This window comes from Marinimicrobium sp. LS-A18 (genome assembly GCF_000463525.1).
Lineage (GTDB): Bacteria > Pseudomonadota > Gammaproteobacteria > Pseudomonadales > Cellvibrionaceae > Marinimicrobium > Marinimicrobium koreense.
Genome location: NZ_AWEP01000005.1, coordinates 208,756 through 223,206, shown reverse-complemented (window position 1 = coordinate 223,206; position 14,451 = coordinate 208,756). Strand labels below are relative to the sequence as shown.

Here is a 14,451-nt window from a genome sequence, read left to right as displayed (position 1 = left end):
AACACCCATGATCAAAGAAAGCACACTCAAACCCGAAGACGCCAGCGTCCGCGACACCGTCGGCGCGGGCGACTACTACCTGAAAGTGATCAAGGCCGGCCAGACCCTGCGCATCCTCGACCTCGAAGGAAACCAGGCCGCCGACACCCTGTTCTACAGCGCCGATGATCCCACCGAGCGCTACAGCGCCATGGACACCATCCGCGAACAGGGCAACGCCTACCTGAGCGCCGGCACCCGCCTGCGTTCCAACTACAACCGCGTCATGCTCGACATCGTCGCCGACACCTGCGGCCGCCACGACACCCTCGGCGGCGCCTGCGCCACCGAAAGCAACACCGTGCGCTACGACCTCGACAAACGCCACATGCACGCCTGCCGCGACAGCTGGATGCTCGCCATCGCCGAACACGAAGAACTGGGCCTGAGCAAACGGGACATCACCCACAACATCAACTTCTTCATGAATGTGCCCATCACCCCGGACGGTGGATTGACGTTCGAAGATGGCATCTCGGCGCCCGGAAAATACGTGGAGCTGAAGGCCCAGATGGACACCATTGTGTTGATTTCCAATTGTCCGCAGTTGAATAACCCGTGTAATGGGTATGATCCGACGCCGATTGAAATTTTGGTTTGGGATTGAGCTTCACGTGTATTTACGGCGGATGCGCTGCGCTTATCCGCCCTACGCAGACATCATCATAAGTTTGCCGGTAGCACAGAGGCTCGAGGCGGGAATGGCCTTTCAAGACCGTAGAGCGGGGGACCCGCGATCCGAGCCCCCAGGGATGGGTTTACGGCGTGTCTTGAAAGGCCATTCCCGCCTCGGGCCGGACGTCAAAAATACTCCCATACGAAGTCTTTCCGGGACGACCCGGTAGGGCAACGAATCAAGCGGGACGACCCGCACCGACATCGAGAGACAATGCGATGTTCAACAAAGTCCTGATCGCCAATCGCGGCGCCATCGCCGTGCGCATCATCCGCACCCTCAAAGAACTCGGCATCAGCTCCGTCGCCGTCTACTCCGAAGCCGACGCCGACTCACTCCACGTCACCCTGGCAGACGACGCCTACTCGTTAGGCGAAGGCGCCGCCACCGAGACCTACCTCAACCAGGAAAAACTGTTCGCCATCATCGAGCAGAGTGGCGCCCAGGCCGTACACCCCGGCTACGGCTTCCTGAGCGAAAACCCCGACTTCGTCCGCGCCTGCGAACAGCGCGGTGTCGCCTTCGTCGGACCCACCCCCGAACAGATAAACGCCTTCGGCCTTAAACACACCGCCCGCGCCCTGGCCGAAGAAAATAACGTGCCCCTGCTGCCGGGCACCGGCCTGCTTAAAGACCTGGAAGAAGCCGTCACCTCGGCGGCGCACATCGGCTACCCGGTCATACTGAAAAGCACCGCCGGCGGTGGCGGCATCGGCATGCAGACCTGCTACAGCGAAGCCGAATTGCGCAAAGCCTTTGACAGCGTCAAACGCCTGAGCGCCAACAACTTCTCCAACGACGGCCTGTTTGTCGAAAAATACATTGAAACCGCCCGCCATATCGAAGTGCAGGTATTTGGCGATGGTCAAGGTAACGCCGTCGCCTTGGGTGAGCGGGATTGTTCCTCCCAGCGACGCAACCAGAAAGTGGTCGAAGAATGCCCCGCGCCGAACATTCCCGACACCGTGCGTAAACAACTGCACGACACCGCCGTGCGTCTGGCCGAAGCCGTGCACTACCGCAACGCGGGCACCGTGGAGTTCATTTACGACGCCGGTGAAAACACCTTCTACTTTCTGGAAGTGAACACCCGCCTGCAGGTGGAGCACGGCGTGACCGAACAGGTCTATGGTGTGGACCTGGTGGCCTGGATGCTGCGCCAGGCCGCCGGAGAGTTGGGGGATATCAAGCCACTGGGAGCCGCACTGAAACCTCGTGGGCATGCACTTCAGGCACGCCTCTACGCCGAAGACGCCAATAAAAATTTCCAGCCCAGCGCGGGCTTGCTGAGCGCCGTGGACTTTCCTCCGGCGGATGGCCAGGCACTGCGGATCGATACCTGGGTGGAAGCGGGCTTGACCGTTTCGCCTTATTTTGACCCCATGCTGGCCAAGGTAATTGTCTGGCAGGACGATCGCGCCCGGGCCATTGACGCTTTGGACGCGGCGCTCGCCGACACCACGTTGGAAGGCATCGAAACCAATGCCGATTACGTTCGCACCATTTTGGCGACGCCCGAGTTCCACGCCGGCGAAGTGCACACCCGGTTTCTGAATGATCTGGCGTATCAGCCGCACACGGTGGACGTGCTGGCACCGGGCACCATGACCACCGTGCAGGATTTTCCGGGACGGGTCGGCTACTGGGATATCGGGGTGCCGCCCTCGGGTCCTTTCGACAATTATTCACTGCGCCTGGGTAACCGTTTGCTGGGTAACCCCGAAGGCACCGCCGGCCTGGAGATTACCCTCAACGGCCCGACTCTGAAGTTCAATACCGCCACGGATTTTGTTCTCGCAGGTGCGGCCTTGCACGCGACCCTGGACGATCAACCGGTTCCGTTTTTCCAGGTGGTGCGAGCTGAGCCGGGGCAGGTCCTGACCATCGGAAAAGTTGTCGCCAGCGGCGCGCGCGCCTATCTGATGGTGGCCGGTGGTATTCAGTGTGCGGATTACCTGGGATCGAAGTCCACATTCACCCTCGGGCAGTTTGGCGGCTTTGCCGGACGGGCGCTGCGCACTGGTGATGTGTTGCATCTGGTGGAACAGCCACAGTCGGAACAGCGCTCCAAAGCACCGGAGGCACTGCGTCCCGATATCGACGGCAACTGGCAGTTGCGGGTCATCTACGGGCCTCACGGAGCCCCGGACTTTTTTACCGAGCAGGATATGCGCAGCTTTTTCCAGCATCGCTGGGAAGTGCATTACAACTCCAGTCGCACCGGCATCCGCCTGATCGGTCCCAAACCGGAGTGGGCGCGCTCCGACGGCGGGGAAGCCGGGCTGCATCCGTCCAATATTCACGACAACGCCTACGCCATCGGCACCGTGGATTTCACCGGGGACATGCCGGTGATTTTGGGCCCCGATGGTCCGTCCCTGGGTGGCTTTGTCTGTCCGGTGACCGTAATCGCGGCCGACCTGTGGAAATTGGGTCAGTTGAAAGCGGGGGACAAATTGCAGTTCGTCCCGGTGAGCCTGGCCGATGCCAATCGCCTGGAGCGGGAGCAACAGACTCAGCTCGAGCAACTGAACGCGATGGAGAGTGAACCAGCGCAGCCTTTGGCCATCGACGAGCTGATTGCCCGCACTCCGGTGCTCAAAACCCTCTCCGGTGACGAGACCGGCGTGCCGGTGGTCTATCGACCCTCCGGCGACAAATATCTGCTGGTGGAATACGGGCCTCTGCAGCTGGATATCCGTCTGCGCTTCCGGGCGCACGCATTGATGCTCTTTCTGCAGGAGCAGGGCGTTGACGGCATTCTGGAAATGACGCCGGGCATCCGCTCTTTGCAGATCCACTATGAAAGCCAGCAGTTGTCGACAGACCGGCTGCTCGATCTGCTGGAAAAAGCCGAACACAAGTTACAGAACATCGACGAGCTGGAAGTGCCCTCGCGCATTGTTCATCTGCCCCTGAGCTGGGATGACCCGGCCTGTCGTCAGGCAGCGGAAAAGTACATGCAGTCGGTGCGCAAGGATGCCCCCTGGTGCCCGGACAATATTGAATTTATCCGGCGCATCAACGGTCTGGACTCCATCGATGAAGTGAAGAAGATTCTGTTCGAAGCCAGCTATGTGGTTATGGGCCTGGGTGATGTCTACCTGGGCGCGCCCGTGGCCACACCCCTGGACCCACGCCACCGCCTGGTGACCACCAAGTACAACCCGGCACGCACCTGGACCGCGGAAAACTCGGTGGGCATCGGTGGTTCCTACTTGTGTGTTTACGGCATGGAAGGGCCGGGCGGTTATCAGTTCGTCGGCCGCACGCTACAGATGTGGAACCGCTACCGGAAAACCCGCGAGTTCACCAACCCCTGGCTGCTGCGCTTCTTCGACCAGATCCGTTTCTATGAAGTCAGCCACGAAGAGCTGCAACAGATCCGCCGGGACTTCCCGAAAGGCCAGTACCCGCTGCGTATTGAAGAGACCACCTTCAAACTGAGCGACTATGAGGCCTTCATCGAGCAGCACCAGTCGGAGATTGATGCCTTCGTCGAGAAGCGCAACCGTGCGTTCAACGAGGAGCTCCAGCGCTGGATCGACAATGGTCAGATGAATTTCGACACCAGCGGTCAGGAGGCGGCCGAAGAACAGGTGGACGCGTTGCCCGAGGGCGCCACGGCGGTGGAAAGTCATGTGGCCGGGAATATCTGGCAGTTCATGGTCAAACCCGGCGACAAGGTGAAGGCCGGAGATGTGGTGTGCATTCTCGAGTCCATGAAAATGGAAATTGAGGTGGTGGCGCCGGAGGCGGGGGTTGTGGATTCCCTTTCCCGAGCCGAAGGTCAATCAGTCAATGCGGGGGATCGGTTGTTGGTTCTGGGTTGAGTTGTTGTGGGGCTTCGTATCGGAGTGCTGCGGCTGGGTAACGGCGGATGCGGCCTTCGGCCTTATCCGCCCTACGCAACCTCCGTGCTATTCGTAGGGCGGATAAGCGCAGCGCATCCGCCGTTGCCCAACTCCGCTCTAGGATACCTTTGCCCAAGGTTGTTGTCTTGAAAGGGCTTACCCCTTCCCGGCCCGGACCTGATGCCACGCCCGAGGTCGAGCAAAAACGCACCAGCACCACCCATGGTACAATTCGGGTTTTGAACCAACCATCACTCGGGTGCCATGGCCAAGAAGAAACCGGAAGTCAAACTGCGCAGTTGGGGCGTCTATACCCCGCTGGATCCCAACTCCAAGGAGCTGCCGCAGCTGATCAAAATGACGCGGGACATCCCCTGCGAGCTGGATATTGAATTCGGCTACATCGTCAATATCAAAAAGGCCAAAAACCGCAAGCTGCAGTATTGCATCTACCACCCGAATATTCCCGATGAAGACGGCAACCCCCTGCCACCCTTCGACGGTGAGGTGTATATCAAACAGAACGACTGGGATTTCTTTATCGGCGATACCATCTGGAAGCCGGTGGAGAACAAGCAGGGTCCCTGGCGCATTACCCTGGCCATTGACGGTCAGCTGATCGCCGACGAGACCCTGAACCTCATCCTGCCTTAACGTTGATCAGGGGCGCTTATAGCGCCTCGCGCAAGCGGCGGATGGTCTGCACCCGATTGATGAATTCCTGCATGATCAGGTTGTAGAGCTCATCACCGATAAACTCATCTTCCACCCCGGCATCAATACTCGGGTTGTCGTTCACCTCAATCACCACCACCCGCTTGCCGCTCTGCTTCAGGTCCACGCCGTAAAGTCCCTTGCCGATCAGCCCCGCCGCCTTGATCGCGGTGTCGATGACTTTGCGCGGCACCTCATAGGTGGGCATGGTCTGATAGCCCCCGGAGGGATCGACGGTGTTGTTGTGATCGTAAATCTGCCAGTGACCGCCGGCCATGTAGTATTTACAGGCGTACAGCGGCTTGCCGTTCAGCACCCCGACGCGCCAGTCGTAATCGGTGTACATGAACTCCTGGGCGAGCAGGAGGGCGGACTGTTTCAACAGTTCGGTAACCGCCCGGTCCAGACCTTCCCGGTCTTCCACCTTGACCATGCCCCGGGAGAATGACCCGTCCGGGATCTTGACGATCATGGGGAAGCCCAGCTCGCCGGCAACTTTATCGAGTGCGGCTTTGGAGCGGGTGGAAATCAGCCGGGTGGTGGGGGTATCCACCTTGCGGGCGTTGAAAAGATCGGCCAGGTACACCTTGTTGGTACAGCGGATGATGGACTGTGGATCGTCAATCACCGCCAGCCCCTCGGCCTCCGCCCGGCAGGCGAACTGAAAGGTGTGGTGGTCGATGTTGGTGGTTTCCCGAATAAACAGCATGTCGTACTCGGGCAGCTTGCGGATGTCCTTTCGGCCGATGAAATCGACGTTGATTCCCAGCCGGTTACCCGCTTTCACAAATTTCTTCAGCGCCTTGTCGTCGCTGGGCGGCAGCTTTTCATCCGGGTTGACCAGAATGGCCATCTCGTAACGGCTGACCTTCTGGGCCTTGGGTTTGCGCCACAGCTGCGCACTGAAACGGTCCAGGGCGTTGGCAAAGGCTTCCTGCTCCGGCTCGGTCAGGGTATGCACCGGCGCCACCTTGAGGCTGTTGATGCGCCAGCCACCGCGCCAGTTCAGCTCGACTTTCAGAATCGGACAGGGCTGTTGCTCGAACAACTCTCGGGCCAGCTTTTTCAGTTCCGGCACGCTGCTTTCTCCGAAGAACACCCAGAACTCGAAGGTGCTCGTCTCGCGATTGGCCAGCTTGGTGAGAAACTTGTCGGCCTGACTGTGGAGCTGCTCGGCAATCACCGAAAAACTGCTGTGATTGCGTAGATCGTTCAGGGTTTTCACCGACGGAATCACCGAGTGCCCCCGGGCTTCCGCCAGCAGCGAGCAGTAGTAACCTTTGCTCAGGTAGCTGAATTTGCGACACAGGTTGATGACCCGGGTGCGATTGGTTTTCGCCGGCGGCAGCTGCAGGTAATCATCAAAGGTGATTACCTGCTCACTGGGGAAGTAGGGTGCCCAGTCCTGGGCGGACTCAACAACAATGAGCAGTCGTGACATTCAATCAGATTTCCACAGGGGTGTCGGGATGGTTGCCCCACTCGGACCAGGAGCCGTGATAGCCCTTGATGTCGAAGCCGAGCGACTTGCCGACCAGATAGGTAAAGCCCGAGCGATGATGGCTCTGGCAGTGGGTGACAATGCGTTTGTCCTTGGTCAGCCCCTGTTCGGCGAGAAAGGCTTCGGCGTCGGGGCGGATGCGCAAGCCGTTGCGATGATCCATCAACTGTGTCCACTCCACATTAACGGCGCCGGGGATGTGTCCGCCTTTCTGGGCGAGCACTTTTTCGCCCCGGTATTCCGACGGCCCCCGGGCATCCCAGACGACAAAGTTCGGATCTTCCAACGCCTCGAGAATATCCGGAATTTCCACCACAACGCTCGGGTCGAGGCTGACGTGGGCTTCGGTAAAGGGTGGCTGCGGAATCTCCCGGCTCAGGGGCAGCTCATCGCTCTTCCAGGCCTGCAGGCCCCCATTGAGATAGGAGTAGTGCTTGTGCCCGATGGCGTCCAGGGTCCAGATAAAGCGTCCGGCCCAGCCGCCGCCCTCATCGTCGTAGACGACAAAGTGCGTATCCGGAGTCAGCCCCAGGTAGGAAAACAGCCGGTTGAGCTGCTCCACGCTGGCGATGCGTCCCGGCGCGGGCGGGATATTGCTCAACAGCATTTGCGGTGGAATGTGCAGGGCCCCTTCGACGTGACCGTTCTGATAGCTCGGCTCGCTGCACAGATCCACAATGCGCAGGTTTTCCGGCGGTTGTTTCAGCAGCTGAGCGAGGTCAGCGGGTTCGATGATCAGTGGCAGGTCGGCCATAGTGAAATTCCTTTGGTTACTACTTCGGGTTACTGCATGGTCTTTCGTTAGCATAGCGCCGAATACGCGGGACTCAATAGTAAAATGCGGACTTTGTCGCATTCAGCCGCGTGGTGAGTTCAAACTGTCGAGAATCTGTTCACAACTACTCATTCGTTGAGGGCTGATCTCGCCGGATTCAAGGGCTTTCTTCAGGGCGCAGCCGGGCTCGCCCTGATGGGCGCAGTCGCGGAATTTACAGTGCCCCAGATGAGGACGAAACTCGATGAAGTTTTCCAGTACCTGATCGCGACTCATATGCCAGAGGCCAAACTCCCGCACCCCGGGTGAGTCGATCAGTTGCCCGCCGCCGGGGAAATGAAACAGCTCGGCATTGGTGGTGGTGTGACTGCCGGTCTGGCGCTCGGAGAGCTCGCCCACGCGCAGGTCGGCGTCCGGCAGCAGGTAGTTGGTCAGTGAAGACTTGCCAACCCCGGACTGGCCGACAAAGACGCTGGTGAAGTCCTTGAGGTAATCGGCCAGGGCGTCCATACCCTCGCCGGTCTCGGCCGAGACGCGCACGACCCAATAGCCGAGGCTGCGATAGAGGGATTCCATCCGTTTGATCTTGTCGGCAATACGGGCATCAATCGCATCGCACTTGTTGATCACCAGCGCCGGGGTGATATCGCTGGCTTCGGCGGCCACCAGGTAGCGATCCACCAGACTGAAGTGGGGCTCGGGGTAGGGCGCAATCACGATCAGCGCCCGGTCGATATTGGCGGCGACGGTTTTCAGGTCACCGTAGGGATCCGGGCGGCACAGCTCGGAGCGTCGCGGCATGACCGCTTCCACCACACCGTAGGGTGAACCGTCGCGCCAGACGACCTGGTCGCCCGTCACCAGAGAGCCCAGGTTGCTGCGAAAGTGGCAGCGTTTGCGCTCGCCGTTGGCCTCCACCAGCACCAGAGTACCGAAGTGAGTCACCACCAACCCCTCCTGTTCCGCCCCCAGGGCGTTTTCATCCAGATCCTCCACGGGGCCCGACTGTTTGCGTTGGGCTCGGGCCTGGCGCTCTTCCTGGATCTTCTGGATGCGCCAGCTCTGGCGACGGGTCAGTTTGCGTTTACTCATGCAGGGCGTGTGTTCTCCGCGCGGTAATGAGGCGGCCGGTTGTTCCCGGCGGGCCTGCGGGTTAATCTTGGTGACGATTACGGGCATTGTGCCCTATCTGTCTGGATAAAGTCTCGCGTCAAATACGCTCTAGGAACCGATTGTATGTCAAATGCTGCCACACCCAATGAAAACAACCTGATCTGGATCGATCTGGAGATGACCGGGCTGGACCCGGATTCGGATGTGATCATCGAAATTGCGACCATTGTGACCGATGCCCATCTGAATGTGCTGGTCGAAGGGCCGGTGTACGCCATTCACCAGCCGGATTCGGCACTGGCGGCCATGGATGATTGGAACACCAAACAGCACGGCCAGTCCGGCCTGACCCAGCGGGTGAAAGACAGCAACATTTCTCTGGAAGAGGCCCAGGCCCAGACCATCGCCTTTCTGGAGCAATGGGTGCCGGCGGGCAAGTCGCCCATGTGCGGTAATTCCATCTGCCAGGACCGGCGCTTTCTGGTGCGCGGTATGCCCAAGCTGGAGCGTTATTTCCACTACCGGAATCTGGATGTGTCAACGGTGAAGGAGCTGGCCCGGCGCTGGCGGCCGGAGGTGGCCGAGGGGGTCAAGAAGAGTGGGGCACATCTGGCCCTGGATGATATCAAGGACTCGATTGAGGAGTTAAAGCATTACCGGGAGACGTTTTTTCGGATGGAGTGAGGGTTGAGTTGAGTGGTGGAATGAAGTGCGGTAACGGCGGGTGCGCGCTTCGCGCTTACCCGCCCTACGCATAGCTTCGAGGGTCGTGTAGGGCGGATAAGGCCAAGGGCCGCATCCGCCGTAACCCAAACTGGACTTAAACGTTATAGGTGGAAGAAGCCGTATCCCCACCACGTCCGGTCCAGTTGGTGTGGAAGTGCTCACCCCGGGGCTTGTCGACCCGCTCGTAGGTGTGGGCACCGAAGTAATCCCGCTGGGCCTGCAGCAGGTTCGCCGGCAGACGCTCGCAGCGGTAACCGTCGTAGTAGTTCAGCGCGGCGGTAATGGCCGGTGCCGGAATACCACTGGTGATCGCGGTAGCGGCCACGCGGCGCCAGCCGTCCTGAGCGGCATCGATCTTACCGTTGAAGTAGTCATCCATCAGCAGGTTCTTCAGGTCGCCATTCTTGTCGAAGGCGTGCTTGATGTTGTCCAGGAAGCCGGAGCGGATGATGCAGCCACCGCGCCACATCAGGGCGATGCCACCGTAGTTCAGGTGCCAGCCGAATTCCTTCGCCGCTTCGCGCATCAGGGCATAACCCTGGGCGTAGGAAATCATCTTGGCGGCCAGCAGTGCCTGACGCAGATCGTCCACAAAGGCCTTCTTGTCGCCTTCGAACTTCACTTTCGGGCCATTCAGCACTTTGGACGCTTCCACGCGCTCGTCTTTCTGGGCGGACAGGCAGCGGGCAAAGACCGCTTCACCGATCAGGGTCAGGGGAATACCCATGTCCAGGGCGATGATGCCGGTCCACTTGCCGGTGCCTTTCTGGCCGGCCTTGTCCAGAATCTTCTCAACCAGCGGCTCGCCGTCTTCTTTATAAGCGAGGATGTCGCGGGTAATCTCTACCAGGTAGCTGTTCAGCTCACCCTCGTTCCACTCGGCGAACACTTCGTGCATCTCGTCGTGGGTCATGCCCACCAGGTCTTTCATCAACTGATAGGCTTCGCAGATCAGCTGCATGTCACCATATTCAATGCCGTTGTGGACCATCTTCACAAAGTGGCCGGCGCCGGCTTCGCCGACCCAGTCACAGCAGGGGCTGCCGTCTTCCACCTTCGCAGAGATGTCCTGGAAGATGGGCTTGACGTGCTCCCACGCGGCGGGGGAACCGCCGGGCATGATGGATGGACCGGTCAGGGCACCCTCTTCACCACCGGAAACGCCGGTGCCGATAAACAGCAGGCCTTTGCTTTCCAGGTATTCGGTGCGACGGTTGGTATCCGGGTAGTGCGTGTTGCCGCCGTCGATGATGATGTCGCCCTTGTCCAGGTGCGGGATCAACTGCTCGATAAAGTCGTCTACCGCCTGTCCGGCCTTGACCATCAACATGATTTTGCGCGGCTTGGCCAGGGACTGCACCAGCTCTTCAACCGAGTAGGCGCCGCGAATGGTTTTGTCTTTGGCGCGGCCATTGACGAACTTTTCCACCTTGTCGGTGGAGCGGTTGTACGCGGTCACGGTATAGCCTTTGCTGGCCATGTTCAGAATCAGGTTCTCGCCCATCACGGCGAGGCCAACCAGGCCGATATCGGATTTCTCTTTCATAGAGTCTGCTACCTGTCTCTCGGGTTGATGTGGGTGATGGTCATTATTGGCGCCCGGACGTCGGGCCGCGCTTTATCGTCGATGTTTTCAAAAAAGGGTGCGTATTATTCACGTTTATCACTCAAATTAACAGGGTGATCGGCTCAATAGCGCTAATAGTTATAATCTAAATCCCTGTTATAACGCTGTTTTCACCTATGATTCGCGCTTTCGGCGAATTTTCCGCTTGCGGCGGCGGTTGGGTCGAGCCTGCTGCTGAAGGGCCCAGTCAATATGCTCCTGGACCATCGGGCTGGCCAGGGGCCGCTTGGCTTCTAGCGCCGCGATGATGTCCGGATCGGAGGGCGCATTGCCCAGGCCCACCGCCAGATTGCGCAGCCAGCCCTCGTAGCCGGTTCGGCGGATGGCCGAGCCCTCGGTGCGGGTCAGAAACTCCTCTTCGGTCCATTGAAACAGCGTCAACAGGTCCTGCCGGTCCAGATCGTGCCGGGGGGAGAAGTCCCGCTCCCGGGTGTGCTGGGCATAGCGGTTCCAGGGGCACACGGCCTGGCAATCATCACAGCCGAACACCCGGTTGCCCATGGGCTCGCGAAATTCCTCGGGAATCGGTCCCTTCTGCTCAATGGTGAGGTACGAAATGCAGCGACGGGCGTCCAGGGTGTAGGGCTCGGGGAAGGCGTCGGTGGGGCACACCTGCAGGCAGGCGCTGCAGGTGCCGCACTGGTTGGGTTGCTCGGATCGATCCACCGGCAGTGGCAGGTAGGTGAATAGTTCGCCAAGGAAAAACCAGCTGCCCGCCTCGCTGTTCAGGATCAGGGTGTGCTTTCCCGTCCAACCCAGCCCGGCTTTGTCTGCCAGGGGTTTCTCCATCACCGGAGCGCTGTCCACAAAGGGCCGCTGCTGGCCTTCTATCAGTTCCGGGGGAAGGGCGGCCTCGATTTTCTTGGCCAGGGTCGCCAGGCGCTTGCGAATCAGTTTGTGGTAATCCCGGCCCAGCGCGTAGCGGGAAATGTAGGCTTTGGTGGGATCTTTCAGGACCTTGATCTGTTCGGTATCGGCCGGCAGGTAATCCATCCGCACCGAAATCACCCGGACGGTGCCGGGGTGCAGCTCCGGTGGCCGGGAGCGCTTGTCGCCGTGGGCGGTAAACCAGTCCATGGTGCCGTGGTAGCCGCGCTCAAGCCAGTGCTTCAGTCGAGCCTCACTCTCCTGCAGGTCGGTATCGGTAATGCCCACCTGCTGAAAGCCCAGCTCCCGCCCCCACAGTTTGATGTCGTCGGCGAGTTGTTGAAAGTCCACGGAGTGCGGCATAGATCGTTACGGGATTCCGGTGAGTTCGCGTATAATTCTGCCAGATATCGCGACCAAATTGAGGATTCTATGAAATTGACGTCGGTCGACGCGCCAGAATTTCCCCGGACTCTGTACACCGCTGAACAAACCCGGCAGCTGGATAAACGGGCCATTGCCGGAGGTATTCCGGGTATTCAGTTGATGAAGCGGGCCGGGCGAGCTGCCTTTGAGCAACTGCTGCAACGCTTCCCTCATCCCTGCGTTATCACGGTTTACTGCGGCGGCGGAAACAATGCCGGGGATGGCTATGTCATCGCCGGCCTGGCCGCCCAGCGTCGCATTCCGGTTCGGGTGATTGCCGTGGGTGATCCGCAAAAACTCACCGGAGAAGCGGCCGAGGCGCGGGATTATGCGCTGCAGGAAGGCGTAGACGTCGATGCCCTGTCGCAACGCGGGCCGGAGGAGGGCGTCATTGTCGATGCGCTGCTGGGCACGGGCATCAGCGGTGAGGTGCGGCCGGCCTATGCCGAGGCGATTGCGCAGATCAATCAATCCGCTCTGCCGGTACTGGCGGTGGATGTCCCCTCGGGGCTCAACGCGGATACCGGCGCGGAAATGGGAACGGCGGTGCGCGCGGCCCTGACGGTGACCTTCATCGGCGTCAAGCGAGGCCTGCTGACGGGGCGGGGGCCCGCTCTGTGCGGGGAATTGATGTTTGCCGGCCTGGGGGTACCCGAGGCCGTGTACGCGGAGGTGCCTGGGGAGTGTCGCCGGTTTGAGCTGGCCGAGGCGCTGGCCGCTTTGCCGGCCCGCGCTGTGGATGCCCACAAGGGAGATTTTGGCCACGTCATGATTATTGGAGGTGACACCGGCTATGGTGGCGCGGCCATCATGGCCGCCGAGGCGGCGGCTCGAACCGGTGCCGGTCTGGTCAGTCTGGCGACGCGCCCTGAGCATGTGGCGCCAGCGTTGACCCGGCGCCCGGAAATCATGGTCTGCGGGGTGACCTCGGGGCAGGAACTGGAGCCCTGGCTGGCGCGGCCCACCGTGCTGGTGGTCGGTCCTGGCCTGGGGCAGTCGCCCTGGTCAGAGCAGATGTTGCAGCAGGCCCTGCAATCCGGTCTGCCGATGGTGCTCGATGCCGATGCCCTAAACCTGCTGGCGGCGCAGCGGCCCGCCGTGGCCGAGGCGCGGGATAACTGGATTTTAACCCCGCACCCCGGCGAGGCGGCGCGTCTGTTGCAGAGCGTCACCAGCGAGGTGCAGCACGATCGCTTTGCCGCTGTTGCCACTTTGCAGAAGCGTTTCGGCGGCGCCGTCATTCTCAAGGGGGCCGGATCACTGGTGGCCACACCCGAGAGCCCGCTCACCCTGGTGAGTGCCGGTAACCCCGGCATGGCCTCCGGCGGTATGGGGGATGTGCTGAGCGGTATCCTGGGTGGCCTGCTGGCACAGGGGTTGAGTGTGGACCAGGCGGCCGCACTGGGGGCGGGATTGCACGCGGAATCGGCAGACCTGGCGGTGGGTGACTGGGGCGAGCGCAGCCTGCTGGCCACGGATCTGATCCCTGCACTATGCCAATTGTTGCAGGCGGAGCCGGGCAATGTCTGAACCGATCCATCGTTCGTTTTATCTGGCCGATGAGAGCGACACGCTGGATCTGGGCGCCTCCCTGGGAGCGGCGCTGCGCGACTGGCCGAACGGGCTGGTGGTGTTTCTCGAAGGCAATCTCGGCGCGGGCAAAACCACGCTGTGCCGCGGGGTCCTGCGCGGACTGGGGCATTCAGGTGCGGTTAAGAGTCCCACCTATACCCTGGTGGAACCCTATGAGTTGGGCGACCGGACGCTGAATCACTTCGACCTCTATCGCCTCGGAGATCCCGAAGAGCTGGAATATATGGGGATCCGGGATTATTTTAAGGCCGGGGATGTGTGCGTCATCGAGTGGCCAGAGCGGGGCACCGGGGTTTTGCCGGAACCGGATCTGCGGGTTACAGTTACGGTCGATGGAAGCGGCCGGCGCGCGTGCTTGCACAGCGGCACGTCGCTGGGTGAGCAGTGGCTGAAGCACTGGGTCGACGTCTCGGGCCTCGAAATGCCCGAAGCGGGAACCTAGCGCCAATGGGGTGATCAATGACCCCAACAGTCGATAGTGTGAGGGACGGACCGTCCGTTATGGAATCTACAATCGTGTCGGGAAAAGCGCTTTGAAAA

11 protein-coding genes are annotated in these 14,451 nt (G+C 60.4%); 6 read left to right on the top strand and 5 right to left on the bottom strand.

The window, feature by feature from the left end; all coding sequences use genetic code 11:
* The first annotated feature begins 7 nt into the window (after positions 1-7).
* The 3 genes from N645_RS0108870 (at position 8) to N645_RS0108860 (ending at position 5,223) form a co-directional block, all read left to right on the top strand.
* Entirely contained in the window at positions 8-646 is a 639-nt protein-coding gene (locus N645_RS0108870) for an urea amidolyase associated protein UAAP2 (RefSeq protein WP_024461154.1), read from the top strand.
* A 287-nt stretch (positions 647-933) separates the two neighbouring features.
* The gene (uca, locus tag N645_RS0108865) at positions 934-4,548 is read left to right on the top strand and encodes an urea carboxylase (protein ID WP_024461153.1); all 3,615 of its coding nucleotides are present in this window, start codon (positions 934-936) and stop codon (positions 4,546-4,548) included.
* Positions 4,549-4,833: 285 nt separating this feature from the next.
* Positions 4,834-5,223 carry a DUF3859 domain-containing protein gene (locus tag N645_RS0108860; protein ID WP_024461152.1) on the top strand — a complete coding sequence of 130 codons (390 nt, stop codon included), beginning with the start codon at positions 4,834-4,836 and terminating at the stop codon, positions 5,221-5,223.
* Positions 5,224-5,239: 16 nt separating this feature from the next.
* Here N645_RS0108860 and N645_RS0108855 read toward each other — a convergent pair whose 3' ends face one another.
* The 3 genes from N645_RS0108855 to rsgA form a co-directional block, all read right to left on the bottom strand.
* Complete coding sequence (locus N645_RS0108855; RefSeq protein WP_024461151.1) at positions 5,240-6,724, bottom strand: RimK family protein; 1,485 nt, start codon at positions 6,722-6,724, stop codon at positions 5,240-5,242.
* 4 nt (positions 6,725-6,728) lie between these two features.
* The gene (locus tag N645_RS0108850) at positions 6,729-7,538 is read right to left on the bottom strand and encodes a sulfurtransferase (protein ID WP_024461150.1); all 810 of its coding nucleotides are present in this window, start codon (positions 7,536-7,538) and stop codon (positions 6,729-6,731) included.
* A 102-nt stretch (positions 7,539-7,640) separates the two neighbouring features.
* Positions 7,641-8,651, bottom strand: a complete 1,011-nt coding sequence (rsgA, locus tag N645_RS0108845; protein ID WP_024461149.1) for a small ribosomal subunit biogenesis GTPase RsgA — start codon at positions 8,649-8,651, stop codon at positions 7,641-7,643.
* A 144-nt stretch (positions 8,652-8,795) separates the two neighbouring features.
* On the opposite strand from rsgA, the gene orn reads away from it, so the two are divergent.
* A complete protein-coding gene (gene orn / locus N645_RS0108840) occupies positions 8,796-9,356 on the top strand; it encodes an oligoribonuclease (protein WP_024461148.1) in 561 nt (186 codons plus the stop codon).
* A 136-nt stretch (positions 9,357-9,492) separates the two neighbouring features.
* Here the strand turns inward: orn and gnd are convergent, their stop codons facing one another.
* Positions 9,493-10,944, bottom strand: a complete 1,452-nt coding sequence (gnd, locus tag N645_RS0108835; RefSeq protein ID WP_024461147.1) for a decarboxylating NADP(+)-dependent phosphogluconate dehydrogenase — start codon at positions 10,942-10,944, stop codon at positions 9,493-9,495.
* A 195-nt stretch (positions 10,945-11,139) separates the two neighbouring features.
* Positions 11,140-12,255, bottom strand: a complete 1,116-nt coding sequence (gene queG, locus N645_RS0108830) for a tRNA epoxyqueuosine(34) reductase QueG (RefSeq protein ID WP_024461146.1) — start codon at positions 12,253-12,255, stop codon at positions 11,140-11,142.
* Between the two features lie 69 nt (positions 12,256-12,324).
* Here queG and N645_RS0108825 point away from each other — a divergent pair, with 69 nt between their 5' ends.
* Together N645_RS0108825 and tsaE are read left to right on the top strand one after the other, a co-directional pair.
* Positions 12,325-13,848 (top strand): bifunctional ADP-dependent NAD(P)H-hydrate dehydratase/NAD(P)H-hydrate epimerase, encoded by a 1,524-nt coding sequence (locus N645_RS0108825; RefSeq protein WP_024461145.1) that lies wholly within the window; start codon positions 12,325-12,327, stop codon positions 13,846-13,848.
* Complete coding sequence (tsaE, locus tag N645_RS0108820; protein WP_024461144.1) at positions 13,841-14,353, top strand: tRNA (adenosine(37)-N6)-threonylcarbamoyltransferase complex ATPase subunit type 1 TsaE; 513 nt, start codon at positions 13,841-13,843, stop codon at positions 14,351-14,353. The genes N645_RS0108825 and tsaE overlap by 8 nt, the downstream gene beginning before the upstream one ends.
* The last annotated feature ends 98 nt before the right edge of the window (positions 14,354-14,451 follow it).